Origin of the sequence: Desulfoplanes formicivorans, assembly GCF_001748225.1 — a bacterium.
Classification (GTDB): domain Bacteria; phylum Desulfobacterota; class Desulfovibrionia; order Desulfovibrionales; family Desulfomicrobiaceae; genus Desulfoplanes; species Desulfoplanes formicivorans.
Window position 1 is genome coordinate 15,562 of record NZ_BDFE01000003.1, and the last position, 21,488, is coordinate 37,049.

Below are 21,488 nucleotides of genomic sequence, written 5' to 3' on the forward strand. Positions count from 1 at the left end.
GGATGCCAACAGGTCTCGTGCGATTGTTTACCACGCATCAAAGAGCTTGCCGTGTCCCCAAAGATACGCGAGGCGTGGGGTGACAAGATCGGGACAAGATTTGACAATGCCAGAGAGTTCATCTCGATCCACCACCAGGTAGGTACCTATTGGGGGAGGGGGAGAAATCTGGTAGCAATGCTTCATCTTGTAGAGTGCCACAAAAAAACGGCCTGTTGCCACAGAAGGCAGTATCGTTCCTGCGAATCGTAATTTTCCCGTTTCCCTGCCAATGCATTCCTTAATTATCCTATAGGCGCCATCCAGTGTGCTTTCTCCCGGGTGTAAACATGTTTCAAGGCCCAGATCCCACTGGCAGGAAGGCGCGTCGTCTCTTTTGATTTTTTTCAGGTAGATTTTGTTGTTTTTGTCATACAACAACACAAGCGTCATGCGATAAAAAAGTCCTTGTCGCCGTGCCTCTTCAAGGGGCATTGCCCCAAGGGGGACGTTGTAATGGTCCACGATTTCAACGAGGCTGGGAAGGGCGGAGACGTTTGGAAGTATCATAATGTTTGATGTGCCTATATGCCTGGGGGGTGCGGACGGTTTGAGGTTTTATGTTTCAAGTACTGTTGAGGTTGGTGCATTATTGTGAGTCGTGATCTTGAGATCAGTGCTGGCCGGCCCGAGGGACGGCCTTAATTTGTCCTATGATGATCTTCTGGGCTCAAAATTCATTCATCGCCACGGGTTTCTTGGGCTAGCATAGGAAGGTATTCTTGTACTCGAAGCCGGAAACATTGCATGTGAATCATGTCCCAGAGCTTGTAAAACTGGAAAAAGTGTGTTTCCCACGCCCTTGGACGGAAAGGGAATTTGAGTTGTGTTTTCGGCAGGGGCATTTTCATGCCAAGGGTATCTTCAGGCATGAAAGGATGATTGCTTATATTACCTTTTTCACTTTGGTCGATGAAATCGAAATCGTCAATCTTGCCGTTCATGAAGATCATCGGCGAAAAGGTCTTGGGACGTCCCTTCTTGGTGCACTGCTGGCCCACGGCCGTGAGCATGGTTGTACGCGGATAGTGCTTGAAGTTCGCCGATCGAACATGGCAGCACGCCATCTCTATACCCATCACGGGTTCAAGATCGTTGGCGAACGCAAGGGATACTATCCTCCCAGCGGAGAGGATGCCCTTGTCATGGCACGGTCATGTCCGAATGCATGACAGGCGCCAAACTTGTTTCATACACCCTTCAGGCCCCGGCCTTGTTCCGGGTGTCCCACACAAACTGACTTAACATGTTGCGTATCATTCTCGACTCGATTGCCAAGTCATATTCCGGAACCCCGCTTTTTGAAAATCTCAATGTGGAGATCCGAAGCGGGGACCGCCTTGCCCTGGTTGGTCTCAATGGGTGTGGCAAATCGACTCTCATTAAGATTATTGCAGGCGTTGTTTCGCCTGATCATGGACAGGTTGCTATTCCTTCCGGGGCCAGGTTGGGGTATGTGGCGCAGGAATTGACCCCATCTGAACTTGATATGTCCCTTGAAGGATTTGTGCTTGGCGTGTTGCCCTCATGGAGTGCCTTTTGGGAAAAATGGCAGGCAGCCGTCAAGGCCGGAGATGAAAGTGCCATTCAGCAATTGGGCGCAGAACAACACGAACTGGAGGCCATATGCGGGTACAACCCCGAACACAAGGCCGAAGCCATTTTGCAGGGACTGGGCTTTTCGCGTGAACAATTCACACATCCCTTGAAACGTTTGAGCGGGGGGTGGCGGGAACGTGCCAAGCTGGCCCGGGTGCTTTTGGCGGGCGCGGATATTCTGCTTCTGGATGAACCAACAAACCATCTTGATCTGGAAGCTGTCACCTGGCTTGAGGAGTATCTGCGTGGTTATGCCGGCATATTGATCTTTGTGGCCCATGATCGTTTTTTTCTGGATCATATTGCCAACAAGATTCTTTTTCTCGGAGGCGGGAAACCGATTCTTCGACCGGGCAATCTGGAGTCCTTTCTGGCCTGGCATCAGGAATCCGTTCTTTCCGCCCGGCACAAGGCTGAAGCATTGGAATCGGAAATCGCCAAAAAGGAAGCGTTCATTGCCCGATTCCGCTACAAGGCAACCAAGGCTGTTCAGGCCCAAAGCCGGCTCAAGCAGGTTGATCGCCTGAAAAAAGAACTGGCGGCCATTCAGCCCGAAGAGTTGCGTCAACAACGGCTGGCTTTCAGCTGGCCGACCCCCAGTCGTGGCAATAGAACGGTTTTGAGTGTCAGCCATGTGGATTTTTCCTATCCGGATCATGCATTGGTGCTCCAGGATATAACGTTCAACCTCTACAGGGGGCAAAAGATCGCGTTGGTCGGCCCCAATGGCCAGGGCAAGTCAACCCTTATCAAAATCATCATGGGCGAGCTTGCACCGGATCGGGGAAGCGTGACCCTTGGAGGGCTGTGCAAGGTCGGATATTTCTGTCAGCACCAGGCCGACATGTTGTGTACCGCCAACAATGTGCTTGCTGAAATACGGCGGTTGTCCGATCCCAGCACAACCGACGAAGAACTCAAATCCGTGCTCGGACGGTTCATGCTTGGAGAATCCTTTTGGGAAAAATCCGTGGTCGACTTGTCAGGCGGGGAAAAAAATCGACTGGTTCTGGCTTCCCTTTTCTTGAGCAAGGCCAATTTTTTTGTTTTGGACGAACCGACCAACCATCTGGATCTTGAAAGCCGGGAAGCCCTTGTGCAGGCGCTCAACGATTTTCCGGGGACAATCTTGCTTGTGGCTCATGACAGATATCTCTTGGAAAACATTGCCCAGGAGGTCTGGGAGCTTAAGGATTGCGGTCTCACCGTGTATCAGGATGGTTTTCATGCCTATCAGGAAGCCATGCGCAACAATGTGGTTCGCAATCAGAAAAAATCAGAAGCAACCATTTCCAAGGCCAATCGCAATGAGTCCAAACGGCTCAAACGATTGCAGGCGGAAAGGCGTAACCGGGTCTATGCCCTGCTCAAACCCTTGAAAAAGAAATACGCTCGCCTTGAGAAGGAACTTGAAAAAAATTTTGAAGAGCAGGAACGTTTTGAAGTGATCCTTGCGGATCCGGCAATGTATGCCGATGGCAAGAAAGTGCGTGAAGTGAATATGCAGTTTGCCAAAACGCGGGATGAAGGTGAGCGTTTGATGACAGAACTGGCGTATCTCGAAAAGGAGATGCAGGAAATCGAAGAACAGCACACTGTCACGGAATTGCAGGATGAGCTGGCGTAATCCGTTTTCCGGATAACCTGTCCGGGAAAGAATCTTTGTCGAATCGTGGTACACGCCCCCATTGGAGACTTCATGCATTATACGCCCGTAGTTGCCGGTATTGTCATTCGTGGGAATCGATTTCTGGCTGCCAGACGACCGGCTGGCAGCTCCTTTGGCGGTCTCTGGGAATTTCCCGGAGGCAAGGTCGAGCCGGGCGAGACCCTTGAGCAGGCCCTGGTTCGTGAGTTTGATGAAGAATTGCGCATCAAACCCCTCAAGGCCAAACTCTGGCAGGAATGCAGGAAATCCTACCCTCAGGGGCTTCATGTCTGGTTGTATTTTTTCATTGTAACGCAGTTCAAGGGAGATCCCGATCCCCTTGAGGGTCAGACCCTTGCCTGGCTGACTCCGGAAGAAGCAGCCGGCAAGACATTTCTTCCGGCTGATGTGGAAATTGTTGGTCGCCTTGCCCGACTCATGCACCGTTGAATCCAGCTGCACCTGTCTGATTTGTTGCGGATTGACCGTGCCCATTGTCAATCTTTGCCATGGCCGACGATCTTTGCTTTGCCGTTCTGTCGAGTGCAACGCTCACCAACCAGGTGAAGACTCATGCAATCAAATATAAAACAGGCTCTCATTGATTGGGCCCATCTGACTCCCGAACAGGTTCAGACCGTTGATGCCATGCGTAAAAAACGCCGGCTTGATTTTCTGCATGCGGCCTACAAGAGCGGTGTGGTTACGGATGCTCGCTATGTGGAATTTTTGTCCCAGCGTTTGGGCATTCCAGCGGTTGATCCGTCTCGCATGCTCATTCCGGAGACGGTTTTGGGGCTGGTTGCCCGGGATTTGCTGGAAAAGTATAATGCGGTTCCCTTTTTCATCAAAGGCAAAAAACTGTTTCTGGCCATTTCAGAGCCCGATGACATCCTTGCTGTCGATGATATACGGTTCATGACCGGTCTTGATCCCGTGGTTCATGTTGCCTCGCCAGCGTCCATTGCCCGGTGCATCGCCCAGATCAAGGATGACGATGAACCCGAGGATTTTGGCGATATTCAAGACGCCTTGTCCGACATGGAAGGCGAAGGCATGGAATTCGATTCCGGGGAATCCGAGGAAAGCGACGATACCTCCACCCTGGAAGCTGCGACCCAGGCACCTGTCGTCAAGATGGTCAATCTGATCATCATGGACGCCATTAAGAAGAAGGCCTCGGATATTCATATTGAGCCGTATGAGAAAAATTTCAGGGTCCGCTTGCGTATTGACGGAATATTGCATGAGACCATGCGCCCTCCTGTTCGATTGAAAAACGCCATTATTTCAAGGCTCAAGATAATGGCTCACCTGAACATTGCTGAACGGCGCATTCCCCAGGACGGGCGTATCAAGGTCAGAACACCCGGTGGCAAGGAAATGGAATTCCGTGTCTCCATTTTACCCACGCTTTTTGGCGAGAAAGTGGTTATGCGCCTTCTGGATAAATCCGCTCTTAAAGTGGATCTCTCCCAATTGGGGTTTGAGGAACAATCTCTGCTCACCTTGAACAAGACTGTGCACAAGCCCTACGGCATGGTTCTGGTAACCGGACCAACCGGGTCGGGCAAAACAACCACCTTGTATTCCGTCATCTCGGAACTCAACGACGACGGAGTGAACATTTCCACGGCCGAAGACCCGGTTGAATTCAGTTTGCCCGGGGTCAATCAGGTTCTGGTCAATGAAGATGTGGGGTTGACCTTTGCTGCAGCGCTTCGGTCTTTTCTGCGCCAAGATCCGGACATTATCCTGGTGGGCGAAATCCGTGATTTTGAAACAGCAGAGATTGCCATCAAGGCCGCCTTGACGGGCCATTTGGTCCTTTCCACGTTGCATACCAACGATGCGCCCAGTACGTTGACCCGTCTGCTCAACATGGGAGTGGACGGTTTTCTTGTGGCGTCTTCGGTCAATGTCATAGTTGCCCAGCGCCTGGTGCGCAAAATCTGTCCCTTTTGCCGCAGACAGATCGATCCTGACAGCGAAATGCTTTCCCGTCTGGGAATGACCTCCAGGGATATGGCCGGAGCCACCATTTACGAGCCTGTTGGCTGTTCGGAGTGTAACGAGTCGGGATACAAGGGGCGGATCGGGGTCTATGAAGTTCTTGAAATGACGCCTGAAATGCAGGAATTTGTTCTGGAGGGGAAAACCGTGCTGGAGATCAGGGAGCTTGCCATGCAGCAAGGAATGATAACCCTTCGAGAAAGCGCCCTGAACAAGTTGAAGCATGGTATTACATCAGTTCAGGAGGTCATGCGGGTGACGGTCTGATGCTCGGGCAGATTTTTTCCATACCATATGGAGATCTGGACGGTAGCTTGGATGTTTTGGGTGAAGCATGCTGTTTTCATTATGGTCGCTCAAGGTGCACAAGGAGTGAAACATGCCCATCTTTATTTACAAAGCCAGAAATCGGAGCGGGAGAAGAGTCAAGGGCGACTTGGACGTCTCTTCTCTGGATGTGGCTCAAACAGCGCTCCAGCGCAAGGGTTTCACCGACATCAGGGTCAAGCCTCGTCCCAAGGATCTTCTGGAAGGGACATTTCTCGAAGAAGGGGTCAAGTCGCGGGATATGGTTGTGTTCAGCCGTCAGTTCGCCACCATGATCAATTCCGGGGTGCCCATCCTGCAATCCCTTCAGGTCATGTGCGAGCAGACGGAGAACGGTAAGCTGCGAAGAGCCTTGTATGCCATCCGGAACTCCATAGAAGGAGGAAGTTCCCTGTATGATGCCATGCGCAAATTTCCCGACATTTTTGATACCCTGTATGTGAACATGGTCAATGCAGGGGAGGTTGGGGGAATTTTGGACATCGTTCTGACGCGGCTGTCCGAGTACATCGAAAAAGCGGCCAAACTCAAGGCCAAGGTCAAGGGGGCCATGATCTATCCGGGTGTCGTGGTCACGGTTGCCGTGGCCGTTGTGGCGATCATCCTTATTTTTGTCATTCCCACCTTTGAAACCATGTTCCGTGATTTTGGAGGAGCGCTTCCCGTTCCCACTCAAATTGTTATCACCTTGAGTCGATTTGTTCAGGAACATTTTTTCATGATTGTGGCCTGTGTCATTGCCTTTTTCGTGGCCTTCAAGCTGTTTTACAAATGGGAACGGGGCAAGATCCTCGTGGATCGATGGGTCCTTTTTTTGCCTGTTTTTGGTCCTCTGTTGCGCAAGGTGGCTGTGGCTCGGTTCAGCAGAACCATGGGAACCATGATTTCGAGCGGGGTTCCCATTCTTTCCGCCCTGGATATTGTGGCCAGAACATCGGGAAACAAGACGGTGGAACGGGGTGTCCTGGAGGCTGCCAAGAGCATAGCCGAAGGACAGAACATGGCAGATCCCCTTGATGCCACTGGAGTATTTCCTCCCATGGTCATTCACATGATTTCCATTGGTGAATCCACGGGAGCCCTTGATACCATGCTCGAAAAGATTGCCGATTTTTATGATGACGAAGTCGATGTTGCCGTAGAAGCGTTGACCTCCTTGATCGAGCCCCTGATGATCGTTTTTCTTGGTATTGTTGTCGGGGGATTGGTGGTGAGCATGTACCTGCCCATATTCAAGATCGGGGAAACCATCTGAAATAATTGCCGGAACAAGGGCGATACAACGCCACTGCCGGGCAATCCATGGCATGTTGTTGGATGTATGTACGTTTCCATGGCGGACAGGTGCAAACCGTATCAATACTGAGCGCATTGTGTACGCATAAGGAGTTTTTTTTTGAAGATCAGTGAATTGTTGGAGCATAACAAGCCGTTTGTCTCTCTGGAGTTTTTTCCACCCCGAGAACGGGTTGCCTGGCCCGGTTTTTTCGACGTGGTCAGGAATCTCAAGACGACCCAACCCCTGTTTGTTTCCGTTACATACGGGGCAGGCGGGACCAGGCAGACCAACACGTTGGAGATAGCCACGCGTCTCAAACAGGAGTATGATCTCGAACCTCTGGCCCATTTTACCTGCGTGGGCGCTTCGGAATCGCGATTGCGGGCCTTTCTGGACGGATTGACCGATGGCGGGGTTGAAAACATTTTGGCTCTGCGAGGCGATCCCCCCAGGGGAGAACAGCATTTTAATGCTTCGGATGGTCGTTTTTCCCATGCTGTGGACCTGGTCAGGTTTATCCGTGAGGAATATCCGCATTTTTGCATTGGTGTTGCCGGTTATCCGGAAACCCATCCTGAAGCCTCCAATTCGGCCAGAGATCTGGATTTTCTCAAGGAGAAGCTGGATGCTGGAGCGGATTTCGTTGTCACCCAGCTTTTTTTCGACAATGCCTTGTATTTCGATTTCGTGTCCAGGGCCCGTTCCATAGGGATTACCCAGCCCATCATCCCGGGCGTGTTGCCGGTTGCAAGCCTTGCCGGTGTCAAACGGATGATAGGATTTTGTGGCGCCACCATGCCCAAGGCATATCTTGATGACCTTGAACTTGTTCAGGAACGCTATGGAGATGCTGCTGTACGTGGGCTGGGACTGGGTTATGCTCAACAGCAGGTCAGGGATCTGATCGAACATGATGCCCCTGGCGTGCATTTGTATACCCTGAACAAAGCGGAAACCTGTCTGGAAATCGTACGCGGCAACCAGGACCTCTTGGATGCGGGCAAAAAGGGATGATGCATTCCTTGCCTGCATGGGCAAATCATAAGCGTATACGTGGAGAAGGAATGAAGACAGACGAGTATGTTGTGGGCCTGGTGGGCGGAACGGGAATTCTGGATCAGGAAATAGTAGCTGTTCTGGAAGAGCGGGAATTTCCGTGTTCGCAGATGGTGGCTTTTGTGGACAGCGACGGGGATAGGGCGGATCTGACATTCAGAGATGAGGATGTCCCTGTTGAGTTCTTGCGTGAGGACGGTTTTGAGGGCGTGGATTTGGTCTTTTTTGTGGGTGATAATGATCTGACCGCAAAGTGGATAGGTGATGCCGTCAAGGCGGGGTGTGCGATTGTCGATTGTTCAACCGACAGGGATGAAGATTCTTTAGCTCCTGTTATAGCATCCGGTGTCAATGATGAGGCCCTGGCAGGTAAGAGGATGGCCGCCTCTCCGGGAGCGACGTCCTTGCAGCTTGCCGCTGTTCTCAAACCCCTTCACGACACATTTGCCATAAAGCGGGTGGTTGTTTCCACGTATCAACCCGTTTCCAGTCAGGGGCATCCGGGCATTGAGGAATTGGAATCCCAGCTTCGTCATCTTCTCAATTATCAGGAGGCCCAAAGCGAGGTATTTCCCTATCAGATAGCATTCAATTGCCTGCCACAAATAGGCGTTTTGCATGAGGATGAATACACGTCCCAGGAAACATCTCTCATCAGGGAAACCATGCAGATCCTTGGTGACGAGGCCTTGCGGATCACAGCCACGGCCTGTTTGGTACCCACGCTTTTTGGCAATGGGCTGTCCGTGAATATGGAAACATCGCAGGCTATTTCTCCACGGGATGCACGGGCCATTTTGAGTCAAATCGATGGAATCACTGTTTTCGACAACCCGGCCGAGGAAATGTATCCCATGCCCCTGATCGTATCCGGTCATGATGATGTTTTTGTGGGTCGGATCCGCAAGGATGCTTCTGTGGAACATGGTCTCAACCTGTGGATTGTTGGTGATAATATCCGTAACCAGGCTGTTAATGCCGTTCGGATCGGAGAGGGCTTGCGGGAAAAGGGACTGGGCGTTTCCAATTGAACACACGCCCAATGATTCCTGTTGCGACTCATTTTGACATGTGGAGAAGCGTATATGCAGCAGATAGATGAATATCAATATATGGAAAGGATTCTGGCCCTGGAGCGTCCAGGCGAAAAAAACTTTCTGGCCTTTTACGATCATCGCCTCCGTGCCTGTGTCACCAATCCCCGTTTGATGCTCATTCCCATGGATGATCATCTGGTACACAGGGGAGACGGTGTTTTTGAAACCCTCAAGTTTGTGGACGGCAAACTCTATCAGCTTGATGCCCATATCCAGCGTTTGCGTCATTCGCTGGAAACCATTTTCATCACCCCGCCTGCACCATGGAAGGATATTCGAAAGATTGTTGTGGAGGTTGCCCGGGCGGCAGGAGTGTCCAACGGCCTTGTTTCCATTTTTATTGGACGGGGATTGGGCGGGTTTTCACTCGATTTCAGGGAGTGTGAACATTCCACCCTCTATGTTGTCGCCCGGCGCTTTCCCTCCATTCCCCATCAGATATGGGAAAAAGGGGTGCATGCGTGTCGTACGAGTATTCCTGCCAGATCCAAGGAGCTGGCCCATATCAAGAGCGTCAACTACCTCAATAACGTCCTCATGAAGCGGGAGGCCATTCTCAAGGGATGTGCCTATCCCTTGTGTTTTGGTCCGGATCACTTCTTGGCCGAAGGCGCAGCAGAAAATATCATTATTGTCGATCACTCGGGGCAGATGGTTGTTCCTGAAATGACCCATGCCTTGCCAGGTACGACCATGTTGCGGGCATTGGAATTGATCGCCCGTGAACATGATTATGTTACACGGCCCATAAGCGAGGATGATATTCGAGTGGCCAGTGAGGTCATTCTTCTTGGAACATCCATTGATGCTCTGAGCATTGTTCGCTATAATGGCAAACCCATTCATGACGTGCGTCCGGGACCGGTGAGCAGACGGTTGCGCCAGCTGTTGCAGGAGGATCTTCTCAAAAACGGGACGCCTCTTGATGAGGGGTGATCAGATGCACTGGCAACAGCGGACCACGACAGAGGTGGTTCCAATGGTATCGGCAACATCCATACAGAGCAATGGCACTATATCGGGAGAACGCATGATCCGGTTTTGATACCCACGATGAGAAACCGGAGTATGCGGGGAAATCAGATAAAAGCCCGCCTTTCCTTCAGGGAAAGGCGGGCTTTTAGTTGTTCTGGAACATGGATTGGTACAAGGTGAGGTATCTGGAGGCCATGGTTTCGTGCGCATGGTGTGTGCAGACATAGTCATATGCCTTGGCAACCAGTGATTGCGCCAGTTCCGTGTCACTGAGGAGATACTGGATGTTCCTGGCGAGTTCTTTGGGTTCGTGAATCGGAGAGACGAGTCCGTGTCCCGGGACGATTTCCTTGAGACCTCCAGCGTTTGTGGTTGCAACCGGAATTTTGTGCCGGAATGCCTCAAGCACCGTACTGCCGAGACCTTCCTCCTGCGAGCTCATGACAAAGACATCGGCCAGAGGCAAGAGCCCTTCAGCATTGTCAACAAAACCAAGCAGAAAGTAGCATTTTTGCAATCCTGCCTTCAGAACCAGACGCGTTATGTCCGGTTCGAGATTGCCTGAACCACAATGAAAAAACATGGCCTTGGGTTCATCAATATGCAGCTGTTTGGCTGCTTTGATCATCGTGTATGGGTCTTTGTGGGGGACCAGTGCAGCAATGGACAGAATGATCTTTTTGCCTGCGTGTTTCTGTTTGAGAATGTTGTCAGCGATATGCTTGGGAGGTGAAGGAACAGGAGCACGTAAATCAATGGCACTGGGAATGACTCTATCGTTAGCCACTCCAAAATCATCAAGTACCTGGGCAATGGCCTGGGAGATGGCAACGACCTTGTCAGTATGGCGGTATTTGAACCGCGCTGGCAAGCCCCGCGGTTTGAAATCAACCCTTCGGGTATAGACGATTGGAGTCCTGTGAAACGGTTTGGTCAGGACAGCGGCACTTTGTGCCTTGGCTGTTTGGGCATGGAGGATATCAAAGGAAGATCCGTGGGCAGTTAAAAATGCCATGGCCTGCAACGAATTACCAACTTCGTGGCAGAGAATATGACGTTGTGTTGCCTTGTGGGCAAGGGGATGCCCTTTGCGACATAAAATTTCAACCCGGTTCCCCAAGGCGGTCAATCCTTCGGCTGTAAGCAGTGTCTGCTTCTCTCCCCCCCTCCATGTTTTTTCCGTATTGATTTGTAGAATATTCATTGCGTTCTCGGGGTTACCAACAGGTTGTTGCACTCATTGGGGGAGTCGTTTTCATATTTTTTTCTGGCAGATGGCTTAGGACGAGGTATGCGCATGGCTGGTCGCACAGGCATCTCACAAACGGGCAGGTGATTTTCTAGTTCGCAAGACATGGGAAGTCGAGAAGAAAATGGGCTCCAGAGTGATCAATCCTGAAAAAGAAGATGAAGCCTTTTTGGGATGATTTTATTTTGTTTTGAATTTCAGATTGTTATATGAATACAAAAGGCATGAGAAAGAGAAGTGGGTGGCATGGATATTGTTTAACTGATGCAACAGCAGCCCAACCTTTAACTCCATCAGATATCCCTATGAAAGTAATTGTACAAATTCCCTGTTTCAACGAAGAGCACACGCTTCCCATGACGATCAGGGATATTCCCAGGACCATGGAAGGGGTGGACAGTGTAGAGATCCTCATTGTGGATGACGGAAGTACCGATAAAACCGTGGAAGTGGCCAAGAAACTCGGGGTCAACCATATTGTGCGCAATGTATGCAACAAGGGGCTGGCCTATACGTATGTGACCGCCCTGGATGCGTGTTTGAGGCTGGGGGCGGACATCATCGTCAATACTGATGGGGACAATCAGTATAAGGGTGAGGATATTCCCAAGCTCATAGAACCCATTCTCAAGGGAGAGGCAGAGCTCGTGGTCGGGGACAGACAGACCGATTCCATCGAACATTTCAGCCGAAGCAAAAAAGGATTGCAGCGTATCGGAAGCAGTGTTGTGCGGTTCTTGTCAGGAACGGATATTCAGGATGCTGTAAGTGGTTTTCGGGCAATTAGCCGTAAAGCAGCAATGCGAATGAATATTGTGACAGGCTATTCCTATACTGTCGAATCGATTATTCAGGCTGGAAAAAAAGGATTGGCTGTAACCAGTGTTCCCATTGGTACAAATGGGAAAACACGGGAATCACGTCTTGTTAAAAGCATTCCAAAATTTATTTCCATGCAAATCAATACAATGGTTAGAATGTATACCATGTATCAGCCATTGAGAGTATTTTTTTTGATCGGCATGCTGTTCATTCTTGCGGGGATGATTCCATCTATCCGATTTGTTTATTTTTACATATCTGGGAATGGTGACGGTCATATCCAATCGCTCATATTGGCTGCAATTCTGTTTATTGTTGGTTTTCAGATATTGGTATTGGGTCTGATCGGAGATGTTATCTCGTTCAACAGAAGGCTGATTGAAGAGACATTGTTGCGAGTGCGGAAAATCGAATTTGATTACCTTGGGGCCAAGAAAACACAATGAAAATGACCATTGTCGGGCCAACATATCCTTTTCGAGGCGGGATAGCTCAGCACACAACTCTTTTGTGCAATACGCTCAGATTGCATCATGATGTTCAATTCATTTCATTCACAAGGCAATATCCAAAATTGATTTTTCCAGGCAAAACAGATCGTGATCCAAGCAAAAATGCATTGCGTTCAGATCCTGTTGAATATCTTGTTGATTCATTAAATCCATACTCATGGTACAAAACGACTCAACGCATTATTCAGTTTAAACCAGATAAAATTATTTTTCCATGGTGGGTTATTTTTTGGGCTCCCCAGACATGGTATATCATTAAAAAAATTCGAAAAAAGATACAAACGAAAATTATAATAGTATGTCACAATGTTGCTGATCATGAAAATAATGTAATCAAGGAGAAAATCAACAGGCTCGTTCTTAAGAACAGTGATATCCTGATAACCCAATCCAAAGAGGAAACCGGCAAGCTCAGGAAACTCCTGGGCCAAAAGATCGCTACCGACTCCATTCAAACGGGATTCCATCCCACTTATGCAGATCTATGTCTTGATTCTCCCCAGCATGGGGGTGGGACACGCACCAATCATGAACTGCTTTTTTTTGGATTTGTCCGAAAATACAAGGGGCTGGATGTTCTTCTGGATGCCTTGGCCCTGATAAGAGACCAGAAAAACATCCATCTCAATATTGTGGGAGAATTTTGGAAAGACAAACAGAGCTATCTAGAAAAAATCAAGGAACTGGGCATAGCAAACAACGTTACCATCATGGATGAGTATGTACCCAACGAGCAGTTGGGAAGGCATTTTTTGGCAGCAGATTTGGTGGTTCAGCCCTACTTGAGTGCTTCGGGAAGCGGAGTGAGCCAATTGGCATACGGATTTGGCAAGCCCGTTATTGCAACAAATGTCGGGAGTATTGGAGAGGTTGTACAGGATTGGGTCAACGGACGTTTGGTTGCGCCCAACGACCCGGCAGCTCTTGCTCGCGCGATTGTGGAATCCCTGGAAGAGGATCAACTCAAAAAAATGCAACATGAAGCAGAAAAAGTAAGGTATAGATTTTCTTGGGAAAAATTTGCTGAAATGATAACTGAATGCTAAAAAGGGCAGGCTTATGGAAGATACAAAAGTGTACGGCAGTGACACTGGAGAAGGCATTCCAAAGAAAAGTTTTTTTGAAAAGATATCGATGTATGTGCAACACGTATGTGGAAGCAAGAGCCTTGTGTTTTTTGTTGTCCAAGGAATGATTTTTTTGGTTTTCAAAAATTTTCCTACAATTCTTGGAACGTATATACGTCCATTTATCTACTCTATCATATTTAATAAAATTGATTCAGGATGTCTTATTGAAAGTGGAGTTAGATTTGAGATTCCCAAAAAAATAACACTTGGAAAAAATGTTTTTATCGGAGAAAGCTGTTGGGTGGGTACAGGTACAGGTGAAGGGAATATAGAAATTGGAAAAAATTCATTTATAGCGCATCGTTCAACATTGGCCGCTCAGGGGGGAAACTTATGCATTAAAGAACATGTTCATGTCAGTCGTGGAAGCTATATAAATGGAATTGGAAATGTGACCATTGGCAACGACTGCATGATTGGGCCAAATGTTGTTATCATAAGCGGAACACATAATTATAATGATGTGACAATACCTATTCGCAAGCAAGGATCAACAAAAAAACAGATTGTGATTGAAGATAATGTATGGCTTGCCGCAAATGTGAATGTAATGCCTGGTGTGACTATAGGTGAAGGAAGTGTTATTGGTGCAGGAGCTGTTGTAACGAAAGATATTCCTTCATATAGTATTGCTGTTGGTGTTCCAGCTCGTATCATAAAAAATAGAAAAAATGATGAATAAACCAAATTTTTTTATAGTTGGGGAGCCGAAGTCGGGTACGACAGCCCTTCATGACTTTCTTGATCAGCATCCTCAAATTACGATGTCCACAGTCAAGGAGCCTTATCATTTTTGTACTGACTTGCATCAAGAAAGTGATCAGTTTCATAAAAAACGTTTGTATTTTAAATATCGTGATCAAGATAAGTATTTATCATTGTTTAAACAGGATAAATTGTATGATGCTGTAGGAGAATCATCAACGTTTTATATCTGGTCAAAAGACGCAGCTAAAAACATCCATTCGTTCAATCCTGACGCAAAAATCATTATTTTTCTTAGGAATCCTATTGATTTTATATATTCGCTTCATTCGCATTGGGTCGTAGAGACGTATGAAAATATCACTTCTTTTGAAGAAGCGTTGCGTGCAGAAACTGAGAGAAAAATCAATTGGCAACGGATTCCTTCTCGGGCCTATTTTCCATCCATGTTGTACTATACGTCCATGGCCAATTATGCATCAAAGGTTAGCAGGTTTTATAAGTATTTTGATCGCGACCAGGTGAAGGTGTTTGTTTTTGAAGATTTTAAAAAAAATAATGCAAATATTTTTCAAAACATATTAAAATTTTTAGAAGTGGATCAAACATTTGAGCCGCAATACAAAAAAGTTAACGCGAGCAAAAAACCAAGATGTCCTGCATTGAATTATGTTGCTCAAAATGTGTATTTTATTGAAGGTTTGAAAAAAATTATGCCTATGCGTGTTCATCGGATGATTAAGCATGCTGGGCAGAAGATGCTTTGGAAAGAAACTGCACGAGAAAAAATGCCTGAAGATATCCGTTATGAGTTGACCAGAAAGTTCTTCCGTGAAGTTAAGTCGATAAGCGATGTATTGCAAAGGGATATGGTTCGTTACTGGAATTTTAAAATCTAGTGTTTTTTCATGGTGAAAAGTGGGAATTCAGAGGTCGTCATTTTATTTCATGGTAGCACGGGTTGTCTTCGTCGCTAGCGCTTATGTGTTGCACGTTTTTACAGCATACTATTTTAATGATCCTGTATTATATGGAAATCTTGCTGTTGCTTTGAGTATAAGTTCTATTGGTCTTGTATTTATTCAGTTTGGATTTCCACAATCAATATCAAAATTCATTTCAGAAAACAGATTGCAATCATATGAGGTATTTTTAGCAGGTAGATACGTTTACATGATTTTTGGATTTATAATATTTTTGACGTACCTTTGTTTTACTCCACTATGGGTCTATATAACCAAAGACAGCTCATTTATATATATTTTGCTTGTTTCTTCTATGTTGATACCATTATTTTCTTATAATAATTCATTTATGGCTTATCTTAATGGATGTCAAAGATTCAAGGAACAGGCTTTTTTTGTAGCTTTGTATCCACTTAATAGAATATTCTTTGCGATAATTTTTATACTTTTAGGTTTTGAAATATGTGGTGTTTTTGCAGGATTTGTTTGTGCATGTATAATAAATGCTGTGCTTTTGAGAAAAAAAATTCATCAAAAGCAAGGTAACAAAAAGTTTTCGTCAGAACCAATTGTGAAATTTGCGATACCCATTGTGTTTATGTCCATAGGTATTTCACTATATATGAGTATGGATATGATAATAATAAAATATTTTTATCAAGATAGTGATGTTGTAGGATTCTATGCTGCATCGTCGGCAATTTCAAAAATACCTTATTATATATATTTTGCATATTCGATGACGTTAATACCGATTATTTCTAGATATATAAATATTTCAATGCATAATGAATCAATTTGTATTATAAAAAAATGTTTGTATACTTTGTGTAGTATGATTGCCGTTTCTTCTATTATTGTTGCTATGTTTTCAACTGAAATTATCGATTTCGTGTACCCAAAAGGGTATTCTTCGTTGGCACACGTTATGTCTATTTTGTTTTTATCAATGGGAATACTTTCTCTTTTTCAAACATTGTCATCGATTTTTATTTCAATAAACAACGTATATATATCTGCAATAGTTATTTATTGCATATTAGTGATGGAAGTAGGGATGAGTGTGTATTCAATACCACGCTTTGGTATAATTGGAATGGCATATTCGAGTATAATCCCGGTTATTTTCGGGTCGGTTACTTTGATGGTTCTTCTTCTACACAGGCTAAAAGAAATAGGTACGTGCATAAAATCTCTATAATACAATTCCTTTAAATGAATGAGGAGCAATAATGTTGACCCAAGACAAGGCTGAAGAGATTCAGATCAATTTAGCGCAACTCGAACGCGAAGGTGAAAACTATCGGGGTTCTGGGTGGGGAAAGAAAAAAATGAATCGTGTTTTCAACCTGCTCAAAAAATATGTTGATTTCGAAGAAGGGCATTATTCGGTGTTGGATCTTGGATGCGGAGGCATGACCCTGGGAAAGGAGCTTCACAAGATCTCCTCCTTTAATGTTGTTGGCGTCGACATTGTCTATCAATTGCTGTCCACTCTTTCCAAGAAAAGAACTCCGGACATACCTCTTGTTTCGGGCGATATTGAACTTCTTCCTTTTCGTGACAACAGTTTTGACCTGATAGCCCACAACCAGGTGCTGCATCATTTTCTGGCAAGACATATTGCCCTGTCTGAAATCAATCGGGTTTTAAAGCCGGGAGGACTCCTTTTCAGTATAGAAACAAATGGTTGGAATCCCTACGTTTACCATTGGCATCATTCTCCCAAAAGCAAAAAAAAGAATTTTATTGGAGATAACGAAAATCCGTTCGGTGTTCTCAAATTCACCAAGGAAGTTGCCCAGGCTGGACTCAAGGTCAGAGAGTGGAAAATGATCAATTTTGACTTTGTTCAGATTCTTTCCCCTTTTGATCCCTTTTTTAGTGCGATTCCCTTGTTCAACATGGTTTTTGGCGGATCCATGGTTGTTTGCGCTCAAAAAATCTAATCTATTAACTCGTGGATGGCCTGCATGAACGCAAAAGATTTTATTACCCACATTTACCCCAAGACATGGGGATTCAAACTGGCATATCATGGCTTGAGCAAGCCTATCAGGCCGATAACTTTGACATTTTCTGTTACAAATCGGTGCCAAAGCAGGTGCAAAACGTGTGGTATCTGGAAAATTTATCCCAATAAATGGCAGGAACCTGCCAATGAGCTCAAACTTGATGAAATCGAGAAGATCTTCAAATCAATAGGAAGCAGGGTGTATTTTTTTAATTTGAGCGGTGGGGAACCCTTCTTGCGGAATGATTTGCCAGAAATCGTTGAAGCCGCTGTGACCTATCTCAAGCCATCCATTATCCATTCACCCACCAATGCCATTGCCACCCGAAGGGTTGTAGAGGGAACACGAAAAATACTTGAAATGCTCAGGGCCAAGGGACTGCACACCCCGGTTACGATCAAGCCGTCACTGGATGGGATCGGAAAGCTGCACGATGAGATACGAGGAGTTCCTGGCAACTGGGAAAAATTGATGGCCACGATAACCGAATTGAAAAAACTTCAAGAAGAATATGACAATTTTCATGTTGAAATCGGAACTGTTGTTTCTAATTTCAACAAGGATTGTCTGGATGAAATTGAAGATTTCGTCCACGGACTCGGTGTCCAAAGCTATCGGAATGAAATCGCTGAGCAGCGGGAGGAATTTTTTAATGTGGGTGATCCCATAACTCCTTCAGGCGAAGAGTATGCAGAACTCATAAAAAATTTTTCAAGTAAAATTCGACACAACCTTGTTAACAAAAAAAAGCTTGCCCAAACAACCGAATCATTAAGGTTGGTTTATTATGATATTGCCAGCGAAATTGTCAAAAAGAAAACACAAGTCATTCCATGTTATGCTGGTATCACGAATGCTCATCTGACACCACATGCAGAACTATGGCCATGCTGTGTACTTGGTTATACAAAATCAATGGGCAACCTCAGAGACACCAATTATGACTTTTGGAAAGTATGGCATAGCGATTCTGCCATCAGGATTAGAAAATATATAAAGGATAAAAATTGTTATTGTCCGTTGGCTAATCAAACGTATTCAAATATTGTATGTAATAATAAACAAACAATGAAAATTTTGTATAACATGCTAAGTGTAAAATTCATGAGACATTAATGAGCTCGTTAGCCAAGCATACAAGCATACTCATTATCTGTAGATTTTTGAATTATGTCATACTGTTTGTGACCCCAGTATTTTTAGTAAGAATGCTGTCAGTAGCTGAGTATGGAAAATACAGGGAGTTTATTCTATATTCTGGTATTATTGCCAATCTTGCTTCATTTTCTGTCAATAGGAGTTTGCTTTACTTTTTGGGGAAGTACAAAAACAATTCGACCTTTGTTGAAAATAGTATTTTAATAAATTTTATTATATCAATAATTGTTGTGTTGGCTCTGGTTGTATTCAAAGGTTTAATTGAATATAACTCAACGTATGATTTTGTATACCCTTTATGTGTCTATCTTTTTTTCTTGCTCAATTTTGATTTTTGTGAATCTTATTGGATAGCAACACAAAAAACAAATTATGTATTATATTATATAGCAGCAAGAAGTTCGTTGAGGTCTGTGGCACTGATAGGAGCTGCATTTTGTTTGAAAAATATTATGTATATGATTTACGCATTGGTGTTGGTAGAATTTTTAAAGTTTATTTTTGTCGCAATATATTCATATAGAAAAAAACTCATTAAATTTAAATTCAATTTTGGAAATATTAAGGAACAGATAGTTTATACGTTTCCAATGGGGGTTTCAAATTTTATTTTTTATACGAACAAAGAGATTTCAAAATTTTTCATAATTTATACACTTGGTGTCGAGTACCTAGCATTGTATGCAGTTGGTTCGTATCAGATTCCAGTCATCAATATAGTAAGAAGTAGTATAGCAGATATTGTTTTCCCTGAAATTTGTTCGAGGATGAATAGTTCCAAGCATAACGGACTGGATTTGTGGAAAAAAACGAATGTATTGTATTGCGCAATAGTTTTTCCTTTTTTTGTTGTTTTTTATTATTTTTCAGAAGATTTTATTAGAATATTTTTTACTGATAAATATATAGATTCCGTACCTGTTTTTAGGATATACATGTTTTTGATGGTAAAAGAGTGTTTTGAAACCGGTATACCTTTGCGGTCTATTGGCAAAAATAAATTTTATGTCTTTGCAAATTTTTTTGCACTTATCATCAATATTTTTCTAATTTTCATGTTAAAAGATTATATGCGATTTTATGGTCCCGCAATTGCTTATATTGTGTCTGATACATTTATATATTTATTTTTTGGGCTGAAGATATTGAGTGTTTATCAGATTAAATTGTATGAAATTTTTTATTGGAAAAAAATTTTTAAATTATCGATCGTTAATATAATGGTTTTTCCTGTTTTGTTGGTTGGTGAATTTGTTGAGATAAACTATATCGCCAAACCAATTATCTTTTCATCGTTGTTTTTTATAATTTATTTTGCTGTGATTTCAAGATCAAATATTGAAGAGGTATGTTTGGTTTTTAATAAATTGTATTCAAAGATAAAGTTTTATTCGTAATATAAAATAAAATTAGTGTGTAAAATGTTCATCTATAAGGTGATAATTGTCGAATGATAATTCTAAACTCATTATTATTTCTCTGATATCAATATGGAGTATGAAGATATATGGCGATGAATGCTTGATTTGGAATTTTAAAGGATTGGGTTTTTTGAAATAAAATTATTTGTAAATATAAAGATAGGAAACCATTCATGGCGTACGCAAATTTTTTAAGCATATCTTTTTTATTGATATCACTGACCGTAAATCTTTCCTTTGTGTATAATCCTTCTTTTATGGGTTCATTGAGTTTAAAAAATCTTTCTCTCTACATAATTATAATACTTTATACTATTCAGGTGACATTCCAGGGAGACGACAAATCTGAAACTATGAAGAAGGTAAGTAAATATATTATTATTTACATTGTCTACTCATTTGTGATAATGATATATAAGTCATTAATAAATAATGATGTTTCAAATTTATTGAATTTGCTAATGAATTTTAAAAGCAGTTTTGATGCTTTTTTGATATATGTTTTGATTGAAAATTTGCATCTAAAAGAAAGGGATGCAAACTACAGTTTTTATGTGCTTATTTTGTGTTTCTTTCTATTGAACGCAATGACTGTTTTTGATTCTCTTGGCCTGGTAAGTATCGAAGGAATCAGTTTTGATACTAAATATGGAAGATCTCAGGGATCTTTTGGTGAATCAAACGTATATGCCTCATATGTTTCATTTTTTATTCCTATAGTTATTGCGGGATTTTTTATGTCCAAAAATTTATTATGGTCGATTTTTTTGGGGATAAATTTGTTGTTTGGGGCATATTCCATTGTTTTGACAGGATCAAGAACCGCCTTTCTATCTTCTTTGTTCGCGTTAATTGCTTTTTTTGTTCTTAGCAGGAATAAAATAATGCAAAATAAAAATAAAAATTTATTGCTATTTATAATATTTTTAGTAATTTCATCAATAGGAATTTATAAAACAATACCAGAGACTACAGTCTCTGGATTAGAAACTAACATTGTTTCCAGATATCAACACTCATCACTTGATGAGTATAGTTCCGGAAGGTTGGGTTTGTGGAAAAAAGGATTGGAAATATATGTTCAAAATCCTTTGCTTGGTATCAGTGAGGATTTTACCTCATTGGTTGGATCTAATACCCATAATACATATCTGGAAGTTTTGATTTCAAAGGGTTTGATTGGATTAATATTTTTTATGCTAATACTTGTTTTTTTGGTAAAAAAAACATTATATCTTTTAAGTAGCAAAAAGAACGAATTACTGTATTATGGGTATTTGTCTGGTTTACTATCATTTATGATTTCGATGTTGGCTTTGAATATGTTTTCGGCGTATTATTTCTTTTTTGTAACCTCTTCAATTGTGTTAAAGGAAAATTTAAAAATAACAGATGATTAACTTATATCTGTTTTTTGCTGATCGCTGCGTAATTATTTTATTTGAATAAGCATATACTGTTGCCAAAAAAAGTTATGT

At 43.8% G+C, this 21,488-nt stretch carries 19 protein-coding genes; 17 read left to right on the forward strand and 2 right to left on the reverse strand.

Features of this window, described 5'->3' with window-relative positions; translation table 11 throughout:
* Positions 1-27: 27 nt before the first annotated feature.
* Positions 28-504, reverse strand: a complete 477-nt coding sequence (locus DPF_RS00165) for an NUDIX hydrolase (RefSeq protein WP_141721027.1) — start codon at positions 502-504, stop codon at positions 28-30.
* A 284-nt stretch (positions 505-788) separates the two neighbouring features.
* Between DPF_RS00165 and rimI the strand changes: the two genes are divergently transcribed.
* The 8 genes from rimI (at position 789) to DPF_RS00205 (ending at position 9,994) form a co-directional block, all read left to right on the forward strand.
* Positions 789-1,211 (forward strand): ribosomal protein S18-alanine N-acetyltransferase, encoded by a 423-nt coding sequence (gene rimI / locus DPF_RS00170; RefSeq protein WP_176724124.1) that lies wholly within the window; start codon positions 789-791, stop codon positions 1,209-1,211.
* Positions 1,212-1,285: 74 nt separating this feature from the next.
* On the forward strand, positions 1,286-3,265 hold the full coding sequence (gene abc-f, locus DPF_RS00175; RefSeq protein WP_069856735.1) for a ribosomal protection-like ABC-F family protein: 1,980 nt from the start codon (positions 1,286-1,288) through the stop codon (positions 3,263-3,265).
* A 72-nt stretch (positions 3,266-3,337) separates the two neighbouring features.
* A complete protein-coding gene (locus DPF_RS00180; RefSeq protein WP_069856737.1) occupies positions 3,338-3,736 on the forward strand; it encodes a (deoxy)nucleoside triphosphate pyrophosphohydrolase in 399 nt (132 codons plus the stop codon).
* A gap of 123 nt (positions 3,737-3,859) precedes the next feature.
* Positions 3,860-5,566: a type IV-A pilus assembly ATPase PilB gene (gene pilB, locus DPF_RS00185; protein ID WP_069856739.1), complete on the forward strand. Its 1,707-nt coding sequence runs from the start codon at positions 3,860-3,862 to the stop codon at positions 5,564-5,566.
* 112 nt (positions 5,567-5,678) lie between these two features.
* A complete protein-coding gene (locus tag DPF_RS00190) occupies positions 5,679-6,881 on the forward strand; it encodes a type II secretion system F family protein (RefSeq protein ID WP_069856741.1) in 1,203 nt (400 codons plus the stop codon).
* A gap of 141 nt (positions 6,882-7,022) precedes the next feature.
* Positions 7,023-7,919 (forward strand): methylenetetrahydrofolate reductase [NAD(P)H], encoded by an 897-nt coding sequence (gene metF / locus DPF_RS00195; protein ID WP_069856743.1) that lies wholly within the window; start codon positions 7,023-7,025, stop codon positions 7,917-7,919.
* Between the two features lie 50 nt (positions 7,920-7,969).
* Complete coding sequence (locus tag DPF_RS00200; protein ID WP_069856744.1) at positions 7,970-8,992, forward strand: aspartate-semialdehyde dehydrogenase; 1,023 nt, start codon at positions 7,970-7,972, stop codon at positions 8,990-8,992.
* 54 nt (positions 8,993-9,046) lie between these two features.
* The gene (locus DPF_RS00205) at positions 9,047-9,994 is read left to right on the forward strand and encodes an aminotransferase class IV (protein WP_069856746.1); all 948 of its coding nucleotides are present in this window, start codon (positions 9,047-9,049) and stop codon (positions 9,992-9,994) included.
* Positions 9,995-10,178: 184 nt separating this feature from the next.
* Here the strand turns inward: DPF_RS00205 and DPF_RS00210 are convergent, their stop codons facing one another.
* The gene (locus DPF_RS00210) at positions 10,179-11,237 is read right to left on the reverse strand and encodes a glycosyltransferase family 4 protein (RefSeq protein WP_069856748.1); all 1,059 of its coding nucleotides are present in this window, start codon (positions 11,235-11,237) and stop codon (positions 10,179-10,181) included.
* Positions 11,238-11,491: 254 nt separating this feature from the next.
* Here DPF_RS00210 and DPF_RS00215 point away from each other — a divergent pair, with 254 nt between their 5' ends.
* The 9 genes from DPF_RS00215 (at position 11,492) to DPF_RS00255 (ending at position 21,410) form a co-directional block, all read left to right on the forward strand.
* Positions 11,492-12,550, forward strand: coding sequence for a glycosyltransferase family 2 protein (locus DPF_RS00215; RefSeq protein WP_231702098.1), 1,059 nt, complete (start codon positions 11,492-11,494; stop codon positions 12,548-12,550).
* Positions 12,547-13,662 carry a glycosyltransferase gene (locus tag DPF_RS00220; protein ID WP_069856753.1) on the forward strand — a complete coding sequence of 372 codons (1,116 nt, stop codon included), beginning with the start codon at positions 12,547-12,549 and terminating at the stop codon, positions 13,660-13,662. The genes DPF_RS00215 and DPF_RS00220 overlap by 4 nt, the downstream gene beginning before the upstream one ends.
* A 13-nt stretch (positions 13,663-13,675) precedes the next feature.
* Positions 13,676-14,428 (forward strand): acyltransferase, encoded by a 753-nt coding sequence (locus tag DPF_RS14345; protein WP_083254356.1) that lies wholly within the window; start codon positions 13,676-13,678, stop codon positions 14,426-14,428.
* Positions 14,421-15,350 carry a sulfotransferase family protein gene (locus tag DPF_RS00230; RefSeq protein ID WP_069856755.1) on the forward strand — a complete coding sequence of 310 codons (930 nt, stop codon included), beginning with the start codon at positions 14,421-14,423 and terminating at the stop codon, positions 15,348-15,350. The genes DPF_RS14345 and DPF_RS00230 overlap by 8 nt, the downstream gene beginning before the upstream one ends.
* Before the next feature lie 49 nt (positions 15,351-15,399).
* Positions 15,400-16,617, forward strand: coding sequence for an oligosaccharide flippase family protein (locus DPF_RS00235; protein WP_083254358.1), 1,218 nt, complete (start codon positions 15,400-15,402; stop codon positions 16,615-16,617).
* Positions 16,618-16,648: 31 nt separating this feature from the next.
* Complete coding sequence (locus DPF_RS00240; protein WP_069856759.1) at positions 16,649-17,365, forward strand: class I SAM-dependent methyltransferase; 717 nt, start codon at positions 16,649-16,651, stop codon at positions 17,363-17,365.
* A gap of 24 nt (positions 17,366-17,389) precedes the next feature.
* Positions 17,390-18,547, forward strand: a complete 1,158-nt coding sequence (locus DPF_RS00245) for a radical SAM/SPASM domain-containing protein (protein ID WP_069856761.1) — start codon at positions 17,390-17,392, stop codon at positions 18,545-18,547.
* The gene (locus tag DPF_RS00250; RefSeq protein ID WP_069856763.1) at positions 18,547-19,986 is read left to right on the forward strand and encodes an oligosaccharide flippase family protein; all 1,440 of its coding nucleotides are present in this window, start codon (positions 18,547-18,549) and stop codon (positions 19,984-19,986) included. Before DPF_RS00245 ends, DPF_RS00250 begins: the two co-directional genes overlap by 1 nt.
* A 197-nt stretch (positions 19,987-20,183) precedes the next feature.
* Complete coding sequence (locus DPF_RS00255) at positions 20,184-21,410, forward strand: O-antigen ligase family protein (RefSeq protein WP_069856765.1); 1,227 nt, start codon at positions 20,184-20,186, stop codon at positions 21,408-21,410.
* The last annotated feature ends 78 nt before the right edge of the window (positions 21,411-21,488 follow it).